The following is a 21,379-nucleotide window of genomic DNA, read 5'->3' as shown; positions in this document are numbered from 1 at the left end:
ACGAGGCTCACCTCTTCCCATTCCGAACAGAGAAGTTAAGCTCGTTAGCGCCGATGGTACTACTAACGTGGGAGAGTAGGTCGCCGCCTTCCTTTATATACTAAAGCCTGTAAGATCTTCTTACAGGCTTTTTTTATTTATTAAATCTGATCTTAAGATGATACGTGAAGTGTAAGACAAAACCTACGCTCACAATTTTAAACAAAAAAAAGCTGACCTTCTATAAAGCCAGCTCATTTTTAAGAAATTTATTATTAATGATTTATAGTTTCGATGGACAAGTCGATTCAGTTGTTGGGATTTCAAGCTCTTTGAATACTTCAAAACCACCCTCAACGTTGATTAAATTATGCTTACCACGCATTTTTAATATAGAACTGGCGATGACAGATCGATAACCACCTAAACAATGTAAATAAAAGGCTTCATTATCTGGGTAAGTCTCTAAATGATCGTTAAGTTCTGCCAAAGGCGTATTTATTGAATTTATTAAATGTTCTGAATTATATTCAGTTTTTTTGCGCACATCAAATAATGACAGTTGATTTATCTTTAAATCTTTGAATTCTTCAGCCGATATAGAATTAACCTTATCATATTCTTTTCCAGCCTTCTTCCAAGCTGTAAATCCACCTTTTAATATGCCAAGTGTATTGTCAAATCCAACACGTGAGAGTCTTATCACAGCTTCTTCCTCTTTCCCTTCAGGTGTAACCAATAGAATGGACTGTTTGACATCTGAAATTAGTGCACCAACCCATGGAGCAAAGTCTCCGTTTAAACCTACAAAAATAGATTGTGGAATATGACCTTTTATATACTCATCTTCACTTCTAACATCTAATATTATTGCATTTGTATTGTTAGCTACAGTTTCAAACTCATCAGGTGATAATTCTTTAGTTCCTTTTTTAATAATATTTTTTATATCCTCATAACCTTCTTTATTCATTTTTACATTTAAAGGAAAATACTTTGGAGGAGGAAGCAAGCCATCGGTAACTTCTTTAATAAATTCTTCTTTTGTCATATCTGATCGAAGAGCATAATTTATTTTCTTTTGGTTTCCTAAAGAATCTACCGTTTCTTTCATCATATTTTTACCACATGCTGAACCTGCTCCATGTGCTGGATAAACTGTGATATGATTTTCTAAGGGCATAATTTTAGTCCTTAAACTTTCATATAATAGACCAGCCAATTCCTCCTGAGTCATACTTGCAGATTTTTGAGCTAGATCAGGTCTTCCAACATCTCCTAGAAAAAGTGTATCACCTGTAAATAAGGAGTGATTTTTACCATCTTTATCTTTTAATAGATAGCAAGAACTCTCCATAGTATGTCCTGGTGTATGTAAAAGTTCAATCGTAATATCACCTATTTTAAAAACCTCATTATTTTTAGCTATATGTGCTTCAAAGTTTGTTTCAGCAGATGGGCCATAAACTATTGTAGCCCCTGTTTCTTTGGCAAGAGTTACATGACCACTTACGAAATCTGCGTGGAAATGTGTTTCAAAAATGTATTTAATCTTAGCATTATTTTTATTGGCTTTATCTATATAAGGTTGAACCTCTCTTAATGGGTCTATGATAGCCACTTCACCTTTACTTTCTATATAGTATGCACCTTGTGCTAAACACCCTGTGTATATCTGCTCAATTTTCATTTTGTGATTTTTTAAATTCTTAAAAGTATACTTCACGTGTAGTTTCATACAAATTTAAGCTTTATAAAATATTTCAGTCGTAACATTAGTTACAAATCATTATTAACAGCTTTATAAATGCTAACTTTTTCATGCAATCTTTCTTTATATTTGTATAAAAATTTAATGATGGCATTAGAAAAACAAGTAATGGACAAGATGAAAGCAGCAATGAAAGCAAAAGATACAGTTGCTTTAGCTTCTTTAAGATCTATTAAAAATGAAATTATAAAAGCAAAGACTTCTGGAGACTCAACTGGGGAACTCACAGACGATGAAGAGCTAAAGTTACTTCAAAGACTCGTTAAACAACGTAAAGAAAGTGCTGAAGTTTACAAAGAGCAAAATAGACCAGAATTAGCAGATGCTGAATTAGCAGAGGCAAAAATTATTGAAGAGTTTTTACCAGCTCAATTGAGTGATGAGGAGATTAAGAATGAAGTAGAAGCTATTATCTTAGAAACCAGAGCTGACTCTATGAAAGATATGGGAAAAGTTATGGGAATTGCTTCTAAACGTTTGGCAGGGAAAGCTGATGGTAAAACTATTTCTAAACATGTTAAGTCAAGCTTATCATAAGCTAACAAGACTCACACATAAATTATAAAAAAAGGCAAAGATTATATTTCCTTTGCCTTTTTTGTATTAAATTACTTAATCACCAAAACAGGTTTATAGCTTGAACTTGTAATTAATTCATTCGTTACACTTCCTAAAAACAAAGAAGTGATTGTGTTAGCACCGTGAGCTGTGACAATAATTAAATCAAAACTATTCTTTAAGGCTTCATCTTTTATGATTTCTACAATTGAAGAATCTTCTTGATTAATGTTTTTAAATGTAACTTGATCTTTTAATTTGTATTTCTTTAAAAAATTTTTCTCCTTCTCTTTAAGATGAGCAATTGTTTTGCTCTCAGCTTTTTGCGTATTGATATAAGGGAAAAAATATGAAGGAATACTATAGACATGTAAGCCTTGAATTAATTTATTATCTGAGTTCTCTGTAAGTTCTTTAGCTGCCATAAACCCTTCAACTGATGATGAACTATAGTCTGTTGGTACCAATACTTTTTTGAGTTGATTTTGAGCTTCTTCAGGAATCAACATCAAATGAGCGTTAAGCATTTTAGCTAACTTTTGAGTTAAAGCACCTGTTCCTTGAAATTCGCTTTTATAGCCAATCATCAACATATCAATTTTATATTTTTTGGCTAGATGGCTCAGAATACTTTCAGTATATTCATCAGTAGTGATGATTGAAGTGAAATCTGTTTTACCCGTATAATTCTCAGAAATAGTTTCTTTTAAAGCTTTTTCTATAAGATCTTCAACAGTTAAATTTTCTTCCTCTAACAAATCCTCATAGATGTTGTATAACTTGGACTGTTTAATATTATGAACAAAATAGAAGTGCTCAGGTGATAAAACTTCACTTAAATAGCTTACATATTTTAACAAAACAGCATCCATTTCTGTTATGTCAAGCGCAATCATGACTTTAGGGTTCTTAGATAAAATTTCTTTCTTTTTCATGACAGATTATTTTTGAGAATCTTTATTTTCTTGCTTTTTATCAGTTTTTCTCTTTTCTTTTTCTTTGTTCACTAATTGTAAAATATTCTTCCTGTAAGCTTCTTTTTCAACTAGTTTTTCTTCACGTGCAGCTTTTTCGTAGTCTTCTTTTAAACCAGAAAATAGTGAAAAACACATCATAATTAACAATATTGCGAATGGAATTCCTGTGACAGTAACGGCTGTTTGCAAAGCATTTAGACCTCCACCATACATCAATACAGCAGCAATTGTTCCTGTTGCAACTGCCCAAATAACACGTTGAAAACCTGGTGTTTTTAATTTCCCACCAGATGTAATACTATTGATGACCAAAGCACCAGAATCAGCAGATGTAATGATAAAGCTACAAATCAAGATAACACCTAATGATTTTAAGACAATTGCTAATGGAAATTTATCAAAAAACACATAAAGTGCTGTTGAAATATTGTCATTAACAGCTGCAATCATTGCTGTATCACCACCGAGAATATCTCTCATTGTCACACCTCCAAAAGCACTAAACCATAAGAAAGTGACTAATGCAGGAAGGATGAGAACGCATAATATAAATTCTTTAATCGTTCTTCCTTTTGATATTCTAGCGATAAAAATACCGACAAATGGAGACCAAGATATCCACCAACCCCAATACATAATTGTTCTCGTTTTTTGCCAACTTGTATTTTGTAGTGATTCTGTCCACGTTGACATATCAACAAAATTGACTAAATAACTTCCGATATTTTGAATGTAAGATTTAAGAATAAATGTTGTAGGTCCTAAAATAAGAACTAATGCAAAAATGATTAAAGCAACTCTCACATTGAGCTGACTTAATATTTTAACACCCTTATTAACACCACTAAAAGCTGAAATTGTCGCTGCAAATGTAACTGCAACAATGATGAGAATTTGATAAAATAAAGAACTTGGCAAGCCAAAAACATGTGTAAAACCCGAATTAATTTGTCCAACACCAAATCCAATTGTCGTAGCAAGACCAAACATTGTTGTAATGACAGCCATAATATCTACAACGTTACCCATCCAGCCGTAAATCCTATTTCCTAAAATTGGATAAAAAGCTGATCTCAATGTTAATGGCATTTTACGGTTGAAAGTAAAATAAGCAAGAGATAAACCAACTACTGAATAGATTGCCCAACCGTGAATACCATGATGAAGGAATGAAAAATTAATGGCTTCTTGTGCAATGAGTGAAGATTTTTCGCCTGCCAAACGTGGTGGATCCAAGAAATCACGCACAGGATCGGCGATACTAAAAAGAACCAGACCATTACCAATACCAGCACTAAACAACATAGCAAACCAAGACCATAAGTTAAAATCTGGCTTTGCATCTTTTCCTCCAATACGGACATTTCCGTACTTACTTAAAGCAACATATATACAAAATACAATAAATAAATTGACAGCAAGGGTGTAAATCCAACCGCCATGAGTTGATACATAATCTTGAGCTACATTAAAATAATATTCAGCTTCTGACTGAAATACTAGTGTAAACACAACACTACTTATAATTACTGCAATTGTTGCTAAAAAAACAGTTTTGTTGACAACCAAACCAAGAAATTTTGTTGATTGGTCTTCCCTTGAAAATTTTATAGACATCTATATTTTTTTTAATTAACCTAAAATTCAAACTCTAAGTAAAATACTTCACACTCAACAGTAAATGATTTGTTGAAGAGGAGGAGATGCATTTTCAAATTTATTTAAAATACGTAAAGATTCTAATAGTATAATTTTCATCATTTTAGTTTTAAGTAATTTTAAAAATCAAAAGACGCAGAATAAGCAAAAGACTTGATAATTTCAAACTTTTGAGTCAAAAACTACAGTTTGATGAGTTGCCAAGGCTTATTTTAAAATCTAACACATAAAAAAAGCTGATTTGACAATAAAGACAAATCAGCTTTTAGGTATAAAAATAAGATGTTTTATATATCGTCGAAGCTCAAATCAGTGAATGCTGCAACTTTATCACTGCTTTCTTTTTCAGTATGAGATTCTTTTGTATCGGTTTTTTGAAAATCTTTTTGATGACGTTCAGAAATTACTTCTTCACCTTTTTCATTAATAATAAAATTGCTTGTTTCTTTCAAAGCGTCTTGAAAGCTTTCAAAATCTTCTTTGTACAAATAAATTTTGTGTTTTCTGTAAAAGAAGGATCCATCATCATTTGTGAATTTTTTGCTTTCCGTAATCGTTAGATAGTAGTCGTCAGCTTTTGTTGATCTGACATCAAAAAAATAAGTTCTTCTTCCTGCACGAATAACCTTTGAAAAAATGTCATCGTTCTTCATCGTTGCTTGATCACTCATAATTTAAAAATTGATTGTTGATTGAGAATTCAAAAATCTTAAAAAAAAACAAAAAACCTAAGCATTTCTAAGAATCTTTTTCTTCTAATTGCTTTTCGTAAAGCTTTTTGTAATATCCATCAATGTTTATGAGCTCTTGGTGGTTGCCTTCTTGAATTATTTGTCCATTATCAACAACAATAATTTTGTCTGCATTTCTTGCTGAGGAAGCTCTGTGGCTCACTATAATAGCTGTTTTTTCTTCAGAAATTTCTTTTAAATTATTAAAAATCTTTTCTTCTGTTTCGGTATCAACAGCTGATAAACAATCATCGAATAAAACAATATTTGGATCTTTAATAATCGCTCTAGCTATTGACACACGTTGTTTTTGTCCACCAGATAAAGTTAAACCTCTTTCGCCTAAAACTGTGTCGTAACCTTTACTGAAGCCCATTATATTTTCATGAACCGCAGCGTATTTAGCAGCAGCAATAATTTCTTCTTCAGAGGCGTCGCTTTTACCAAACTTAATGTTTTCGCGTATGCTTTGGCTAAACAGAAAAGCATCTTGAGGGACATATCCAATCTGTTGGCGTAACTCGCTTAAATTAAGTGATTCAATAGGTTTGCCATCAATTAAGATTTCACCTTCTGATACGTCGTAAAGACGACCAATTAATTCTAAAATTGTAGATTTACCAGAGCCTGTATTTCCTAAAATAGCGAGTGTTTCACCTTTATTAAGTTTAAAAGAAAACTTATTTAAAGCAGTAATATTTGTATCGTCGTAAACGAATGTGACATTTTTGAATTCAATATCACCTTTAATGTTTTCGATTTCATCAGAGTGATTTTTGATGCTTGGTTTTTGTTCTAAAAATTCATTGATTCTTTTTTGAGAAGCTTCAGCACGTTGTACCATAGAAGTAATCCAGCCAACAGAAGCAACTGGCCAAGTCAACATATTTACATAAAGTAAAAACTCAACAATAACACCGACGCTTTCTATCTCACCATTGATGTATTGCTTTCCTCCGATATAAATGACAATGAGATTACTGAAACCGATTAAAAGAACCATTAGCGGGAAAAAAATGGCTTGCACTTTAGCCAGATCTACATTTTTTTCTTTGCTCTCATTCGCGAGATGATCAAAATCTGAATTAAATTTATCTTGAATTCCGTAGGATTTAATCACAGCGATACCACTAAAACTTTCTTGTGTAAAAGTATTTAGTTCAGAAAGAAATTGCTGCACAACAGCCGAGCGTTTATTAATAGCAACACTTAAACGATATATAGCAATTGATAAAATAGGCAGAGGAATCAATGTGTAAAGTGTAAGAGTTGGTGCTGCAGAAATCATGTATGAGATAACGACGACAAAGAGCGTGACAGTTTGTACACCATACATCAATGCTGGACCAACGTACATTCTTACTTTCGATACATCTTCAGAAATACGATTCATCAAATCACCTGTTCTGTTTTTCTTATAAAAATCAAGCGAAAGATCTTGGTACTGTGTGAAAACTTCATTTTTTAAATCATACTCAATAAAACGAGAAACTACAATAAAGGTTTGCCGCATCAAAAAAGTTAAAATTGCAGAAGCAAATACAGCAGCGATGATTAAACCGATGTTGTATAAAAGCTCAGATTTAACAATCTCGACATCTACGATTTCGCCATTTACATATTTTTCAATCGCATTAGTCGAATTACGAATGAGCTGTGGTGTAAATAAAGCAAAAACTCGTGCGCCAATAGTAATGATTAAACCTAGCAAAAGGCGCCATTTATATTTTAGAAAATATTTATTTAAGTACTTGAGTGATTTCAAATCTGAATTTTAGATTTTACAAATGTAAGGTTTATGCGGAAATCAAAAATTGAAGTAACATAAGTTTAATAACGAATTTCATCAAAAAAAAATTAAAACAGTCAAAACTCTTATTTTTAATATTATTTTTGCACACTGAAAATTTGAATTCAATGCTGACAAGAAGACACATTCGTGCAAAAGTGATGCAATCGATCTACGCCTTTAAAAAAGGTAACCAGATGAAGATGCAGAATGACAAGAAATTTCTCAAGAAAAGCATGGTTGATATGCATGACTTGTTTCTACTTAATTTGAGTCTGCTCGTTGAGCTGAAAAATTATGCTGAAAATCATTACGAGATTAGTAAGAAAAAATTTTTAGCAACTGATGAGGACAAAAAACCAAACTTAAAATTCGTCAACAACTTATTGATTGAGAAAATTGAAAATGCCACAGATCTCAATGAATTACTCGAAGATAGAAAAATAAGAAATTGGAGAGATGACGATGAAGTCCCTAAAAAGTTATGGGCTAAACTTTTGAAAAGTGACCTCTACCAAGATTATGTGAAGGATTCTTATGCTGACTTTAAGGGAGATAAAGATTTTGTTATTAAAGTTTATAAAGAAATTATCGCCCCAGATGATTTGCTTTATGATTATTATGAGGACGAGAAACTTACTTGGGTTGACGATTTCCCAATTGTCAATACAGGAATTATAAAGTTCATTCAAAAGGTAAAAATGGATGAAGACTTTGTCAAAGTGCCAAGCTTGTTTATCAATAATGATGATGAAGAGTATGCAATTGATCTATTTACAAAAACACTTTTAAACGAAGAAGAGTTCACTGATGCTTTTAAAGACAAAACACCAAATTGGGATACAGATCGAATTGCAGATTTAGATGGTATTTTGATCAAGATGGCTTTGTGTGAGTTTACAAGGTTCCCGAGTATTCCTGTTCGTGTTACAATCAATGAATATCTTGAGATCGCGAAAGATTATTCAACACTAAAAAGCGGTATTTTTATTAACGGTGTTCTCGATAAGTTGTCAAAAGAATTTCAAGAATCTGGGAAAATTCATAAAATTGGTCGTGGATTAATGTAATGAGTTAAAATTTTATACTTTTGAGGAAATTAAAATTCTAATAAAAATGAAAACTACTTTTTTAGCATTAGCTACCGTTTTAGCTTTGGGTTTTACATCATGTAAAGACAATGCTTCTTCTGAGGTCGATACAAAAAAAGCTGAAACAGCTTCAGCTTCGGACTCGCAGCAACAAAAATATCCAAAACTAGTCTTTAACGACATGGTTCATGATTTTGGAACAATCAACGAAGGAGACGTTGTAGAGCACGATTTTACATTTAAAAATGAAGGTGATGCACCTTTAATTATTACAAATGCAAGAGCGAGTTGTGGTTGTACAGTTCCTGAATACCCTAAAAACAAGACAATTGCTCCAGGTGATGAAGGTAAAATGACAATCCGTTTTAACTCAAGCGGTCGTCCAAACCAGCAGATGAAAAGCATCCGCGTTTCTTCAAACACTGAAAAAGGCCAAGAAACTTTAAGAATTAAAGCCTTTGTAACACCAAAAAATAAAAATGCTGGATCTCCAGTAAAGTAAGCTTATGGCAGAATTAACTCAATTCCTTCCGCTCATTTTGATTTTCGTAGTGCTCTATTTCTTTATGATTAGACCACAAATGAAAAAACAAAAACAGGAAAAAAACTTTATTCACGAACTCAAAAAAGGTGACAAGGTTGTCACTAAAAGTGGTTTGCACGGTAAAATATCAGACTTTAGTGAAAAACTAGATGCTGTGATTATTGAAACTGGATCAGGAAAAATGACTTTTGACAAGTCTTCTATTTCTTTAGAGCTAACGAATAAAGCAACAAAACCTGTGGAAGCTAAAAAGTAATTTACTTTTTGGAATCAAAAAAAATTTAAAAAAGCTATCTTTAACGAGATAGCTTTTTTCATTTATAATATCTATGAAAGACATAATTCAATCCAAAAACGATCTTCAAATTGGTTTTAAAGCGCCAAACTTTAAGTTGCAAGATGTTGTCACAGGAAACTTTTTCAATCTTAATGATTTGAAAGGAAGCAAAGGAATTGTGATTATGTTTTTAAATAATCACTGTCCTTACGCAAAACATGTCAATGAAGAAATTGTGCGTGTTGCTAACGATTATCGCGTGATTGGATTTGGCTTTGCTGCAATCTCTAGTTCTGACATATCTATGTATCCAGAAGATTCTCAGCAACAAATGATAGAAGTTGCTAGAGAAGAGGATTATTCATTTCCTTATTTATTTGATAAAGATTTAAGTGTTGCAAAAGCATATCATGTGAAAGAAACGCCGGATTTCTTAGTTTTTGATAAGGCCATGGAAATGACATATCACGGTCAGCTTGATGATTCGAGACCTCAGAATAATATTCCATTATCTGGTACTTCTTTAAGGCGAGCTTTAGATGCGATTTTATCAAACAGACCACCTTTGAGAAACCAAAAACCGTCAAATGCAAATGACATTTAAATAAATAAAAAATTGCCTTGAGAATAATTGATTCTTAAAAAGAAAATCAATTTCAAAAACTCTCAAGACAATTTTGATAAAACTTATTATTTAACGTGAGACCAGTTTTTACCTTTTTTGATGCGGTAAAGATGCATTTCAGAAATGCCGAATTTTTCAGCAATCTTCTTCATACGCATCGTCCTGTTAGGATCATTCACCATTTTTCTAATTTTTCTAACTTTGGCTTCAGTAAGTTTCGCATTCTTAACTTTCTTAGAATTTTTAATCCATAAAGGATTTTTAAACTGATGCTTTTCTTTTTCTTTTTTATTAGCCCAAGCTAAATTCTCAACATTGTTGTTGAGTTTGTTGTAATCTTTGTGAATTACAAAGTTTTGATCTTCGGAATCTTTTTTAATAAAAGTTTCTGCAATCACCTTATGAAGATATTTAGAGCGATTCCCACCAGCTTCTAAAGTAATTGTGATACTCGCATAGCCATTGATATTTCCAATCTTAATTGGCCAAATCCTGCCAGTCTTTTTAGTACGTCTAGCTCCGCCTAAATTGGAAACTTCAATTTTCTGTTTTTTTTTGTATTCTGGTCCGAGTTTAACCTCTTTCCAGATTTCATTTTCTTTTTCCTTTTTCATTTTAATTTGTGTTGTTTTCGGGGTATGAACAAATATAATGAAAAGTTATGAAAAATTGACTTATGTTAACTAATTGATTTGAAAGCTCTTAGTGTGTTTATTTTTAATCTGTACCAAAAAAAACTTTTCTTTCTACTTATATTATGTCTTTTGTTTAATGTTTTAACAGCAAGCTTCATGTTTCCTTTAGCTTTAATAGCTGTCCAAAATTCAGGAAATTCAGTATGAATAGCATCAATGTCTATCTTTATTTGATTGGGTTTGTCTTTTAAAAAAAACTCAATTGAAGATTCAATATTCATGACCATATCGAGAGAATACTTATAAATCTCTTCTTTAGATAATTTTTCAGTAGGATTTTTTTTTATGCCATCACAGTAGGCTTTAACAATATTATTCGGATAGTAAACGCGTTTAGCATAACTTTCAGCGACCTTATTATGATCTCGCGTCAAATGAACGTAAAAAGCATCTTTTCCGAAATGCTTATCTAAACGGCCTAAGTCCCAAGATAACCTGTTATCAGCTTCGATGTGTTGGTCAGGAAAATCAAATCTTTCTTTTCCGTTTAAATGTGATCTTGATTCATGATCAGCGGTGAAATTATCAATATGTTCACAAGCTTTGATAAAGCTGACAGAGCCTGTTCTTCCTGTGCATAAAACAAAAACATTCATAAATAACTAGACTTTAAAGATCAGTTGCTCTTGATCAAAATTAATTAAATCGTTTGGGAAAAGTTTTTTAAAAACTTGATTTTTAGCCAATTCTTCTGTTGTTCCAAAATAGGCTTTTTTATCATTTAACACGATTATTTTATCGCAAAGTTGCAACGCCAAATTGATTTCATGTGTTGCAAAAAGCATGGCTTTATTGTTTTTTTGACAAATCATTTTGAGCAATTTCAGAATGTATATTTTATGATACATATCTAAATGCGTTGTTGGTTCATCAAGGACAATGAGTTCAGTTTGCTGCGCCAAAGCTCTTGCGAGCATCACTTTTTGAAGTTGTCCATCACTGAGTTTTGCACATTTTTTTTTGACTTTATCAATCAAGCCAACTTGTTCGATGGCTTTTATAATAATTCTTTTATCCTTCTTTGTTAATAAACCCAACCAGTTGGTGTAGGGCTGTCTGCCAAGAGCAACAATTTCAAAAACACTAAGATCTTTATTGATGATTGGGTTTGTTAAAACTAAACCCATTTGTTCTGATTTCTCTTTGAGACTATATTTTTCAATTGGTTTTTGGTTTAAAATAATGTTGCCTTTTAAAGCAGAATTAATCTGTGTAATTGATTTTAAAAGAGTGGATTTACCAGAACCATTGACGCCTATTAAACCGACCAATTCAGAATTTTTGATGCTAAAATTGATGTTTTCAACAAGAGTTTTGTCGTAACCTATATCAAGATTTTGGATGTCTAAAATTATTTTCTCCATGTCAAAATTTGATGTGTCTTTGTTTTACCAAAAGCCAAATGACAAGTGGTGCGCCAATGATTGATGTCACGGCATTAATCGGGATTGTTAATTCTGAAAATGGAAGCTGCGCTATGATATCGCAAATTAACATCAAAATAGCACCGCTCAATAAAACCGAAGGTACTAAAACTAAATGATTATTGGTTTTGATAATTTGTCGCGTTAAATGTGGAACAGCAAGGCCAATAAATGCAATTGGTCCAGCAAAAGCTGTAATTGATCCAGCTAAGAGGCTTGTCGAAAGTATAATTAAAAACCTGTTGCGTTTAAGGTTTACGCCCAAGCTTTCAGCATATTTTTCTCCTAATAAAAGGCTGTTTAAATTTTTAAGAATAAATAAAATAATGAGATAACTGATAAGGCTACAAATCGCAAGTATTGAAACTTCATTCCATGTCAGATCGCCTAAGCTTCCTAGTGACCAGAAAACATATTTTTGAAGTTCATTGGCAGAGCTGAAAAATGATAAAACATTAACGACAGCTCCTGTTAAGCTTGCAAACATAAGACCTATGATGAGAAGTGCCATTGTGTCTTTAATGCGAGAAGCTGTCATCAAAATGCCAAACATAACGAGTAAACTACCTAGACTCGAAGCGAGAACGATGAGCCAGCGCTCGCTTAAAAAATCACCAAAGTTTAAACCTAAAATTCCACTACCTAAAATCAAAATTGCGACTCCTAAACTCGCGCCACTGCTTAAACCTAATACATAAGGACCAGCCAATGGATTGCGAAAAAGCGTCTGCATGAGTAAACCACTTAAAGCCAAACCACCACCAACAAAAATGGCTGTGATTGTTTTTGGCAAGCGATAATCAACGATAATATAATGCCAATTTTGATTTTCAACTTCTTGAAAAGTTATGCTCTTAAAAACTTCACTCAATGGAATACTTACCGACCCTAAGCTCAAACTGATTAGGCAGAGTAAGGTTAGGAGTAAAACGATAAGTAAGCTTGACTTGAGTTGCATCGATAATTATTTTAAAGCTTGAAAAAATACAAATTCATGCTCTTTTATTAATTCTGGATGACAGATTTTAATTAAATCTTTCAAAACCAAATCAGGTCTGTTTGGCGCTAATTCATAATAAATCACGCCACCAGTTTCTCCTTTTTTGCCGGCAATACCATAAATTTCCTTATTCTGAAATGCTTTGAATTGTTTGTAATGCGGATTTTGTTTTGTCATTTTATCATATGTCGTAAAACTACCTGGAGAAATCCAAATATCAGCATCTTGAGCTTTATTTAAAACACTTTCAAAAGATAAGCTGAGGCTACCTGTTTCATCGTTATCTGCATAAATATAATTTGTGTTAGCATCATTAAAAAACATGGCTTGCCAACTTGCGCCGCCAGGTAAATACCAAACATCTCTGTATAAGCTTCCAGAAAGAACTGTTGGCTTATTTTTAGCTTTTTGAGCAAGTAATTTCATTTCATTATAGCTTCTCTCAACGGATTCAAATGCTTTGAGAGCTTCATCTTTTTTTCCGAAAAGAACACCAAAAAATTTAATCCATTCTGCTTTACCTAAAGGTGTTTTTTCAACCCAATCACCGTTGTAAACAATCGGAATTCCAGATTTTTCAATAAGATCGTAAGCTTTATTTTTTCCATTCATACTGAATCCGACAAAAACATCAGCTTGAGAAGAAATCGTCAATTCAGTATTGAGTTGTTGATTTTGACCGATGTTTAAAACTTTATTGTCATTAATATATTCTCTAGCTTCAGCAGACGAGATGTAGTCAGGCTCAGGAAATGCGACTAAAGTCGAGAGAACATTTAAGTCGATTAATGATGGAATATGTGTTGTAGAAGAGACAATGCTTCTCTCAATCGGTAAATTGATGCGATGTGTATAATTTAAATCTTTAGGTAAATCAACTTCTTTTTTTGTGATGATATAAGTGAAGGTTTGATCACTATTTGGCCAAGAATTTTTAACTTTTAAAACATCGTAATTTTCATAAGATTCCACTTCAAAACCTGTTGCATAATCAATGTTGATGTCAACTTTAGTGTGTTGAGAGATTGATTTATCTTCAATTTTATCAGTTTTTTTATTTTGACAGGAAAATAAAAATACGCTAATCAGTAAGAATGTAAGAAGATGTTTTTTCAAAATAATAGAATTTTCAGCAAAAGTAAGATTAATTAAATTTATAGACTTTAGGAAGTTTTAAATGTTTAGTTTTGTCAGCGAAAATGGTTCTTGACATATTTCTGATATGTTAAAGATTAAAAGGGAATTTCGTTTAAAGCGAAAGCTGTTCCCGCAACTGTAAGCTAAGTTTATCATTGTGATAAATGCTTTGTCAATACTTCAATCACTGTTTTTTACGGGAAGGTGATGACAAAGACGCAAGCCAGGAGACCTGCCTTTTTTGAATTTTAATATGAATTTGTTCGGGATAAACAAAAATGATGATAAAAAGACAGTTACTTCTATTATTTGGTTTATTTGCGTTTTTAGGAAATGCGCAACAAAAAGAAAGACAACAATTAGATACAGTTGTACTGAAACCTTTGCGCCTTATTCAGAAATCAGTTGGTCAAAGTGTTTTGAATATTGAGCAAGATCAAATCAGGAAATACCGTCCGCAATTAACTGATGTTTTAAGTTTTGAAACACCAATTTTCTTCAAAGAAAACGGACTCGGTATGGTATCATCACCAAGTTTTAGAGGGACGACAGCACAACAGACAGCCGTTTTGTGGAATGGGATTAATGTGAATTCACAGTTTCTGGGTCAAGTTGATTTCAATACAATTTCACCTTATCATTATTCTTCTATTGATGTAAGGTCGGGTGGAGGAAGCTCGCAATTTGGCTCTGGCGCTATCGGCGGAACTGTGGCTCTTAATAATTCATTGGATTTTAAAAAAGGACATCAATTTCAGCTTTTATCAAGTTACGGAAGTTTTGAAACCTACAATAATGCTATTGATTATAAATTTTCTGATGAGAAATTCAGTTTTCATTTAGGTGCGAATTATTTTGATTCAGCTAATGATTATGATTTTCCTGATCAAAAAGGGTTTAATGATAATGGACAAATGCATCATTTATCGGTGACAGCAAACGTAGCTTACCGTTTTAAACCGCAACATAAATTGAGTTTTTACTCAGAAATATATGATGGCGAAAGACATTTTTCAATTTTAGAAGAAACGCAATCAAGAACAAAATATCAGGATCAGAATATCAAATCTCAATTGTTATGGGAATCTTCTTGGCGAAAATTAAAATTGAAATCTCGCGCTGCTTACCTCAATGAAAAATACACTTATTTTCCTGAACTAGATAATGATGAAACCTCAACTTACGGTCGAGCGGAAACCATCATCAATAAAACAAGTTTGGGTTACAAAGTCAAGAAAAATATTTATTTAGAAGCCGAAATAGATTATCAATATACTTGGGCTGATGGCATAGAAATACAAGATGCTTCAAGAAACTCAACTGAAGCGCAACTTTTTTTAAAATATCATCTCACACCAAATTGGGTTTACCAAGTGCATTTGAATCAGAATTTTGTTGATGATTTTGATGCGCCTTTTCTATATAATTTTGGTACAAATTACAGTTTTAGTTCTCAACATGAAGTAAGATTAAATTTTTCTAAAAATTATCGTATTCCAACATTTAACGACTTGTATTGGCCAGGTTCAGGCAATTTAAGTTTGAAACCTGAAACTTCTTTACAAGGTGAAATCAGCTATATTTTTAAATTAAAATCTTTTGAATTCGGTTTGACGTATTATCAAATTGAATTGGAAGATATGATTCGTTGGTTGCCGATGCAAGGTGAATTGTGGGAGCCGGTCAATACTGATAAAGTTTCCTCAAAAGGAATTGAAGCGAATGCTTCATATCAGTTTAATTGGGATAGAAATAAATTGAAAGCAAAAATGCTTTACGCTTATACAAAGTCAGAAAATAAAGAAACTGGCTACCAGTTAATTTATGTGCCTTACCATAAAGTCACCGCTGGATTTGATTATGATTACAAAAATTGGCATGCTGATGTCAGTGCGATGTATAATGGCAAAGTTTATACACAATCTAACAACAAATCAAAAACTCGGGTTGATGATTATATTTTGGTTAACGCTTCCGCACAATACCAATTTGGAAACAATCAAATGTACGGTCTTGGCGCTCGTGTGAAAAATGCGACTGACAGAAGCTACCAAAACATGATTTACAAACCCATGCCAGGAATTAATTTCGAATTTTTTTTAACCCTAAATTTATAAACAAATGAAACACAATTTTTTGAAGCCTCTTTTATTGGCATTGACAATCGGATTCTTTTTTGCATCATGTAGTAGTGATGATGATGGAGGCGTCACTCCTGAACTTCCACAAGGCGATTTTGACTTAGGTTACATCATTGCGAATGAAGGGAATTTTGGATCGCCTAATGCGTCGGTTTCTTTTATTGATGCTGATTTAATGACAGTTGAGAATTCTATTTTTGAAGCAGTCAACCCTTCTGAAAATTTAGGTGATGTTTTAAATCATATTGCATTCGGTGATGAAAATGCATTTTTAGTGATGAACAATAGTAACAAAATTGTTGTTGTTAATCGTTTTTCGTTTGAATATGTGACAACACTCACGGAGAGCATTGCTTTACCGCGTTATGCAGTTGTTGAAAATGGAAAACTTTTTGTTTCAAACAGTCAGTCTCAAGATATCGCTGTTTATGACACAAGTGATTTTTCGTTTATCACATCAATCGCAATTGATAAGCCTGTAGAATTATTGAAAGCTGATGCAGGTAAATTATTTGTTCAAAATGCGTCTTTTGGAACTGGTAATGAAATAACAGTTATTAATACTGATACTAACGAAATAACAAGTACACTAACAGTTGATGGCGTTTTGAATAGTATTGATGATGAAGATGGAATTCTTTACGCGTTACATTCCGAAGGAATTTCAAAATTCAATACGTCAACAGCTTCTCTAATTGAAACAATTAATTTTTCTGGAGAAGTTAATAATCCTTCAAAATTAAATATTGAAGATGATAAAATATTTTTCATCACAGGATCTCAGGTTTACGCTTCAGATTTAAATGCTACAGAAATAGGCGTAACACCCTTATTTGATACAGAAGTTGAAGGTAATTCTTTTACTGTTGGCTATGGTTTTTCTGTTGAAAATGGAAATATTTTCTATAGTGATGTCAATGGTTTTACGGCTGATAGTGAGTTACTTATTTATGATTATTCAGGAAATTTAGTTCAGACATTAACGACTGGTGTAGGAACTAACGCTGTATATTTTAATGACTAACTTATAACTTAGGTTATAATTGATAGGCTTGTCAGTTTTGGCAAGCCTTTTTTATTGACCTCTAAAAAAGATAACTGTACTCAGGGTTTTAATTGTGATTCTAAAATCAATAAAAAGGCCTCTATTTTTGATATAATAAAGATCATATTGAAGTTTTTCTAAAGAATCTCTATCAGTTGCTGCGTATCTTGCATTCACTTGTGCCCAACCCGTTAAGCCTGGTTTAATAACGTTTCTAATTTTATAAAAAGGAATAGTTTTAGCGAGTTCTTCAACAAACTCAGGTCTTTCTGGTCTAGGACCAATTAAGCTCATATCACCATTTAGAATATTGATGAATTGTGGAATTTCATCCAAACGTGTTTTTCTTAAAAATTTACCGAAAGCAGTCACACGGTTATCGTTTTTTTCGGCCCATTGTGCTCCACTTTTTTCGGCATTAGTCACCATAGATCTTAATTTATAAATCTTGAATACCTGCCCGTATTTACCAACTCTTTTTTGAGTATAAAGTAAAGGGCCACGATTGCCCATCATATTGCCGATAAGCACGAATGGGAGCAGAGGTAGACTTAAAAATAATCCTAAACTACTGACAGTAATATTGACCAATCGATTAATTGTCAAGTAAAATTGATTTGAATTGTTTTTGTTAAAAGGAAAGTAACAATAAAAATCATTTTCGATATTTTCAACCAAAACTTTATCAGTCAAATTTTCATAAACATGAGAGTATGGTTTTATTGTTAAGCCTTTCTCCAAAAGAGGATAAAGTAAACTTTGTAGATTTTGATTAACACCTTCGTAGGAATTCGTGACTAAAACCTCTGTTATTCTATGTTCTTTTATACCATTTAAAAAATTGGATTCATTGAATTGTATGCATTTGTCACAATTTTTTTGTTCGTTTTTACCATCCAAAAAACCTATGACGTGAATATTTGAATCTGCATTTTCTAATTCATTTTTAATTTGCTGTGGATTGAAATTTTCTCCAACTAAAACAACTTTTTTGGTAAAACGAGGTGCAGAAATAAGACCGATATATAAAAATCGCCAAATGGCTATAGGAACAAATATAACTGAGAATAAAAATAAAACCTCAATTCTGTTTGAAGGTAATTGAGGAGATAAAATAGGTGTGAATAAAAACACGAAAATTGTAAGTAAACTTGTTAAGAATAGATTTTTAACAATAATAAATCTAGATTCCGCTTTTTGTAAATGATACATTTCAAAAATAGTCGCAAAAAGCAAATAGTAAAAGCTTAGAAGAATGAGATAAGGAGCGAAATTTTGGTTTAAACTGATATAATAGAAATCAGTAAAATGATTTAAAATAAAGACACTAAACCATATAATAAGAACATCTATAATTCTTAGAAATAATTTCCTTTCAGAAATTTCAAAGTGAGTTCCTTGTTTTTGAAGCATTAGATTTGTTAAGTTTAATTCAGGTAGATTGGTTAAGCAAATTTAACAATTAATTAGAAATAAAAAACTAATATCGCTTTCGTGTTGTTAAAATATTCAACATTTTTGTTTCTCCCATAATACAAAGGATTTGAAAGCTTTTTTATATTTTTTATCAACTGGTTTGTTGCTTGCTTTGGCGTGGCCAACCTATGGTTTTTCCCCTCTTATTTTTGTTGCATTTGTTCCGTTATTGCTTATTGGTGAAAAGAAAATCAAGGAAGGTAAAACAGGTTTCCCTTTTTTTATGTCTGTCTATTTTAGCTTCTTGATCTGGAATTTTATCACAACTTACTGGCTTTATTATTCAACAGCTTTTGGGATGCTATTTGCCATTCTGGTTAACTCATTATTGATGACATTGGTGTTCTATATTTATTCTAAAATTTACACCAAACTTAATTTTTTAGCTTCAAGTTCTTTCTTTATATGTTTATGGCTAAGTTTTGAACAGCTACATTTTATATGGGATTTTTCATGGCCTTGGTTGAGTCTAGGACATGTTTTTTCAGAAACAACAAGTTTGATCCAATGGTATGAATATTCAGGCGTTTTCGGTGGAAGTTTATGGGTTTTAATTGTCAACTTTACTATTTTTAAATCAGTTTTACTTTTTAAAAAATTTAAAAATCGCAGCATTCTTTACCGTTTAGCTTTGCGTTTGGTTTTATTTATAGGCTTGCCAATTCTCGCCAGTTTTTTAATTAAACCTGATTTAAAGGCTTCATCACATCTAGAAACAATTGCTCTTCAACCCAATATCGATCCTTATGCTGATAAATATGCTTTAACAGATGCAGATATTAAAGATTTACTTTTAGAGCTTTCTGAACCTTATATCAAGCCAGGAAAAAAGCAATTGTTTCTCGCGCCTGAAACCGTTTTCGCAAGTGGAACACAATGGTCAGGGTTTGAGGTTTCTCAAGCAAACTATTTTGGAAATCAAATTCTGATAAGGAATCCGCAAGCTGAGGTTTTATATGGTATTTCAGCTTATGATTTAATTCATAAAGAATCTGATAAAACTTTACAAAGTAATTTTCTTAAAGAAGGTTTATGGTACAATGATTTTAATTCAGCTGTATTTCAGTCAGCAAATTCTCCAGCAGAATTTTATCATAAATCTAAACTCGTTGTCGGTGTAGAAAACTTTCCTTATAAAGGAATTTTACAACCTTTAATGGGTGACATCATGATTGATTTGGGCGGAACAGTTGCAACAAAAACCACACAAGAAAATCGTGATGTGTTCAATGTTGAAGAATCAGAAGCCGTGGCGCCTATTATTTGTTATGAATCCGTTTACGGCGAATATGTCACTGATTATGTGAAAAATGGAGCAACGCTTTTGACCATCATTACAAATGATGCATGGTGGGGAGATACACAAGGACATCAACAGCACTGGAGTTATGCAAAACTCAGAGCTATTGAAACGCGAAGAGCAGTGGCAAGGTCAGCAAATACTGGTATTTCTGGATTTATTGATAGAGATGGTTCAGTCATATCTCAAACTAAATATGATGAAAAAACAGCCGTTTCAGCGAATGTTCCTCTTTATAATGAAATGACTTTCTATGTGAAATATGGAAATATAATTCCACGCGTGGCTCAGTTTTTAGCTTTATTTATTTTCTTATTTGCTGTCACAAGAAGAAGAGGCTAAGCTTCTTTTTTTGAAATAATAATAGATAGAATAATATAAAAGGCGATAATCATCGGAACCGCAAGAAATTGTAAACTGATAATTAAAACAACGCTGATTAAAATCAATAAAAAGCGATACCAATTTTCTTTAAAATTAAGATTCTTGAATTTTAAAGCGATTAGTTTAATTTCCGCATTAAGAATGTAGTAAGATAAAACGCTAATTAAACACAATACATAAACATTCTGAAGGAAAGATAAATCTTGAATGCTCATCGCTAAACTTGTAATAAAAATTGCATTTGCAGGTGTTGGTAATCCTATAAAAGCATCAGTTTGACGCATATCAATATTAAATTTCGCTAAGCGATAAGCCGAGCCTAATGTGATTAAAAACCCAAAAAGAGCGACAACATCTATTGAAGCAAAATCAAATTCTTGAAAAGAAAAATCAGGATTCACGCTTTTTCCGATCAGATGAAACATCACAATGCCTGGTACAAGTCCGCTTGTGACCATATCCGCTAAAGAATCTAATTGCAAACCGAGTTCACTTTTAACATCCAAAATCCTTGCAGCCATGCCATCAAAGAAATCAAAGAAGATACCGATGAACATAAAAATAAATGCCCACAGAAAATCTGCCTGAAAAGCATACAAGCAGGCAATGCTTCCTGCAAAAAGATTTCCGAAAGTAATTAAGTTTGGAATGTGCTTCTTCATGATTTAATTTCACTTTTGGAGTACAAGTTTAATGAGTTTTTTTGAATAGATTTCAACTTTTTGTCAAGAACTTCAATAAATACTTCTTGGATTTGATTTCTAAATTCTCAAAAC

20 protein-coding genes, 1 rRNA gene and 1 riboswitch are annotated in these 21,379 nt (G+C 32.3%); of the genes, 9 read left to right on the top strand and 12 right to left on the bottom strand.

What is annotated here, in order from left to right; genetic code table 11:
* Positions 1-92 (top strand): 5S ribosomal RNA (rrf, locus tag BLV84_RS05525); the annotation flags it as partial.
* 170 nt (positions 93-262) lie between these two features.
* Here the strand turns inward: rrf and BLV84_RS05520 are convergent.
* On the bottom strand, positions 263-1,669 hold the full coding sequence (locus tag BLV84_RS05520) for an MBL fold metallo-hydrolase (protein ID WP_093241091.1): 1,407 nt from the start codon (positions 1,667-1,669) through the stop codon (positions 263-265).
* A gap of 168 nt (positions 1,670-1,837) precedes the next feature.
* On the opposite strand from BLV84_RS05520, the gene BLV84_RS05515 reads away from it, so the two are divergent.
* The gene (locus BLV84_RS05515) at positions 1,838-2,287 is read left to right on the top strand and encodes a GatB/YqeY domain-containing protein (protein WP_093241088.1); all 450 of its coding nucleotides are present in this window, start codon (positions 1,838-1,840) and stop codon (positions 2,285-2,287) included.
* A gap of 71 nt (positions 2,288-2,358) precedes the next feature.
* On the opposite strand, the gene BLV84_RS05510 is transcribed toward BLV84_RS05515, so the two are convergent.
* From BLV84_RS05510 to BLV84_RS05495, 4 genes are all read right to left on the bottom strand, one after another.
* On the bottom strand, positions 2,359-3,243 hold the full coding sequence (locus BLV84_RS05510; RefSeq protein ID WP_093241085.1) for a universal stress protein: 885 nt from the start codon (positions 3,241-3,243) through the stop codon (positions 2,359-2,361).
* A 6-nt stretch (positions 3,244-3,249) separates the two neighbouring features.
* Positions 3,250-4,902 (bottom strand): BCCT family transporter, encoded by a 1,653-nt coding sequence (locus tag BLV84_RS05505; RefSeq protein ID WP_093241083.1) that lies wholly within the window; start codon positions 4,900-4,902, stop codon positions 3,250-3,252.
* Between the two features lie 329 nt (positions 4,903-5,231).
* Positions 5,232-5,615: a PUR family DNA/RNA-binding protein gene (locus BLV84_RS05500; protein ID WP_093241081.1), complete on the bottom strand. Its 384-nt coding sequence runs from the start codon at positions 5,613-5,615 to the stop codon at positions 5,232-5,234.
* 67 nt (positions 5,616-5,682) lie between these two features.
* Positions 5,683-7,440, bottom strand: coding sequence for an ABC transporter ATP-binding protein (locus BLV84_RS05495; protein ID WP_093241078.1), 1,758 nt, complete (start codon positions 7,438-7,440; stop codon positions 5,683-5,685).
* Positions 7,441-7,592: 152 nt separating this feature from the next.
* Between BLV84_RS05495 and BLV84_RS05490 the strand changes: the two genes are divergently transcribed.
* From BLV84_RS05490 to BLV84_RS05475, 4 genes are all read left to right on the top strand, one after another.
* Entirely contained in the window at positions 7,593-8,534 is a 942-nt protein-coding gene (locus BLV84_RS05490; RefSeq protein ID WP_093241075.1) for a transcription antitermination protein NusB, read from the top strand.
* A gap of 46 nt (positions 8,535-8,580) precedes the next feature.
* Positions 8,581-9,057 (top strand): DUF1573 domain-containing protein, encoded by a 477-nt coding sequence (locus tag BLV84_RS05485; protein ID WP_093241072.1) that lies wholly within the window; start codon positions 8,581-8,583, stop codon positions 9,055-9,057.
* A gap of 4 nt (positions 9,058-9,061) precedes the next feature.
* Positions 9,062-9,355, top strand: a complete 294-nt coding sequence (gene yajC / locus BLV84_RS05480) for a preprotein translocase subunit YajC (protein ID WP_093241069.1) — start codon at positions 9,062-9,064, stop codon at positions 9,353-9,355.
* 73 nt (positions 9,356-9,428) lie between these two features.
* Positions 9,429-9,980 carry a thioredoxin family protein gene (locus tag BLV84_RS05475; protein WP_093241066.1) on the top strand — a complete coding sequence of 184 codons (552 nt, stop codon included), beginning with the start codon at positions 9,429-9,431 and terminating at the stop codon, positions 9,978-9,980.
* 86 nt (positions 9,981-10,066) lie between these two features.
* Here the strand turns inward: BLV84_RS05475 and BLV84_RS05470 are convergent, their stop codons facing one another.
* The 5 genes from BLV84_RS05470 to BLV84_RS05450 form a co-directional block, all read right to left on the bottom strand.
* Positions 10,067-10,615, bottom strand: a complete 549-nt coding sequence (locus BLV84_RS05470; protein WP_093241063.1) for an HNH endonuclease — start codon at positions 10,613-10,615, stop codon at positions 10,067-10,069.
* Between the two features lie 65 nt (positions 10,616-10,680).
* Entirely contained in the window at positions 10,681-11,292 is a 612-nt protein-coding gene (locus BLV84_RS05465) for a hypothetical protein (RefSeq protein WP_093241060.1), read from the bottom strand.
* 6 nt (positions 11,293-11,298) lie between these two features.
* A complete protein-coding gene (locus tag BLV84_RS05460; RefSeq protein WP_093241057.1) occupies positions 11,299-12,060 on the bottom strand; it encodes an ABC transporter ATP-binding protein in 762 nt (253 codons plus the stop codon).
* Between the two features lies 1 nt (position 12,061).
* Complete coding sequence (locus tag BLV84_RS05455; protein ID WP_093241054.1) at positions 12,062-13,078, bottom strand: FecCD family ABC transporter permease; 1,017 nt, start codon at positions 13,076-13,078, stop codon at positions 12,062-12,064.
* Positions 13,079-13,084: 6 nt separating this feature from the next.
* Positions 13,085-14,236: an ABC transporter substrate-binding protein gene (locus BLV84_RS05450; RefSeq protein WP_093241051.1), complete on the bottom strand. Its 1,152-nt coding sequence runs from the start codon at positions 14,234-14,236 to the stop codon at positions 13,085-13,087.
* A 67-nt stretch (positions 14,237-14,303) separates the two neighbouring features.
* Positions 14,304-14,511: riboswitch (cobalamin riboswitch) on the top strand.
* A 24-nt stretch (positions 14,512-14,535) separates the two neighbouring features.
* Between BLV84_RS05450 and BLV84_RS05445 the strand changes: the two genes are divergently transcribed.
* Both BLV84_RS05445 and BLV84_RS05440 read left to right on the top strand, forming a co-directional pair.
* Positions 14,536-16,374 carry a TonB-dependent receptor plug domain-containing protein gene (locus BLV84_RS05445; RefSeq protein ID WP_093241048.1) on the top strand — a complete coding sequence of 613 codons (1,839 nt, stop codon included), beginning with the start codon at positions 14,536-14,538 and terminating at the stop codon, positions 16,372-16,374.
* A gap of 4 nt (positions 16,375-16,378) precedes the next feature.
* Positions 16,379-17,422 carry a YncE family protein gene (locus BLV84_RS05440; RefSeq protein ID WP_093241045.1) on the top strand — a complete coding sequence of 348 codons (1,044 nt, stop codon included), beginning with the start codon at positions 16,379-16,381 and terminating at the stop codon, positions 17,420-17,422.
* Positions 17,423-17,473: 51 nt separating this feature from the next.
* Here BLV84_RS05440 and BLV84_RS05435 read toward each other — a convergent pair whose 3' ends face one another.
* Positions 17,474-18,856, bottom strand: coding sequence for an exopolysaccharide biosynthesis polyprenyl glycosylphosphotransferase (locus BLV84_RS05435; RefSeq protein ID WP_093241042.1), 1,383 nt, complete (start codon positions 18,854-18,856; stop codon positions 17,474-17,476).
* 130 nt (positions 18,857-18,986) lie between these two features.
* On the opposite strand from BLV84_RS05435, the gene lnt reads away from it, so the two are divergent.
* Positions 18,987-20,561, top strand: coding sequence for an apolipoprotein N-acyltransferase (gene lnt / locus BLV84_RS05430; RefSeq protein WP_093241039.1), 1,575 nt, complete (start codon positions 18,987-18,989; stop codon positions 20,559-20,561).
* Here the strand turns inward: lnt and BLV84_RS05425 are convergent.
* A complete protein-coding gene (locus tag BLV84_RS05425) occupies positions 20,558-21,265 on the bottom strand; it encodes a CDP-alcohol phosphatidyltransferase family protein (RefSeq protein ID WP_200796260.1) in 708 nt (235 codons plus the stop codon). The two genes, lnt and BLV84_RS05425, sit on opposite strands and share 4 nt — an antisense overlap.
* Between the last annotated feature and the right edge of the window lie 114 nt (positions 21,266-21,379).

It is taken from the genome of Psychroflexus halocasei, from assembly GCF_900107595.1.
GTDB lineage: Bacteria > Bacteroidota > Bacteroidia > Flavobacteriales > Flavobacteriaceae > Psychroflexus > Psychroflexus halocasei.
This window is presented reverse-complemented; position numbering and strand designations above follow the sequence as displayed.

Bases quoted from the DNA above. Each gene is read 5' to 3' on its own strand.
- BLV84_RS05520 (WP_093241091.1), bottom strand. From the start codon at position 1,669: ATGAAAATTGAGCAGATATACACAGGGTGTTTAGCACAAGGTGCATAC.
- BLV84_RS05515 (WP_093241088.1), top strand. From the start codon at position 1,838: ATGGCATTAGAAAAACAAGTAATGGACAAGATGAAAGCAGCAATGAAA.
- BLV84_RS05510 (WP_093241085.1), bottom strand. From the start codon at position 3,243: ATGAAAAAGAAAGAAATTTTATCTAAGAACCCTAAAGTCATGATTGCG.
- BLV84_RS05505 (WP_093241083.1), bottom strand. From the start codon at position 4,902: ATGTCTATAAAATTTTCAAGGGAAGACCAATCAACAAAATTTCTTGGT.
- BLV84_RS05500 (WP_093241081.1), bottom strand. From the start codon at position 5,615: ATGAGTGATCAAGCAACGATGAAGAACGATGACATTTTTTCAAAGGTT.
- BLV84_RS05490 (WP_093241075.1), top strand. From the start codon at position 7,593: ATGCTGACAAGAAGACACATTCGTGCAAAAGTGATGCAATCGATCTAC.
- BLV84_RS05485 (WP_093241072.1), top strand. From the start codon at position 8,581: ATGAAAACTACTTTTTTAGCATTAGCTACCGTTTTAGCTTTGGGTTTT.
- yajC (WP_093241069.1), top strand. From the start codon at position 9,062: ATGGCAGAATTAACTCAATTCCTTCCGCTCATTTTGATTTTCGTAGTG.
- BLV84_RS05475 (WP_093241066.1), top strand. From the start codon at position 9,429: ATGAAAGACATAATTCAATCCAAAAACGATCTTCAAATTGGTTTTAAA.
- BLV84_RS05470 (WP_093241063.1), bottom strand. From the start codon at position 10,615: ATGAAAAAGGAAAAAGAAAATGAAATCTGGAAAGAGGTTAAACTCGGA.
- BLV84_RS05465 (WP_093241060.1), bottom strand. From the start codon at position 11,292: ATGAATGTTTTTGTTTTATGCACAGGAAGAACAGGCTCTGTCAGCTTT.
- BLV84_RS05460 (WP_093241057.1), bottom strand. From the start codon at position 12,060: ATGGAGAAAATAATTTTAGACATCCAAAATCTTGATATAGGTTACGAC.
- BLV84_RS05455 (WP_093241054.1), bottom strand. From the start codon at position 13,078: ATGCAACTCAAGTCAAGCTTACTTATCGTTTTACTCCTAACCTTACTC.
- BLV84_RS05445 (WP_093241048.1), top strand. From the start codon at position 14,536: ATGATGATAAAAAGACAGTTACTTCTATTATTTGGTTTATTTGCGTTT.
- BLV84_RS05440 (WP_093241045.1), top strand. From the start codon at position 16,379: ATGAAACACAATTTTTTGAAGCCTCTTTTATTGGCATTGACAATCGGA.
- BLV84_RS05435 (WP_093241042.1), bottom strand. From the start codon at position 18,856: ATGCTTCAAAAACAAGGAACTCACTTTGAAATTTCTGAAAGGAAATTA.
- BLV84_RS05425 (WP_200796260.1), bottom strand. From the start codon at position 21,265: ATGAAGAAGCACATTCCAAACTTAATTACTTTCGGAAATCTTTTTGCA.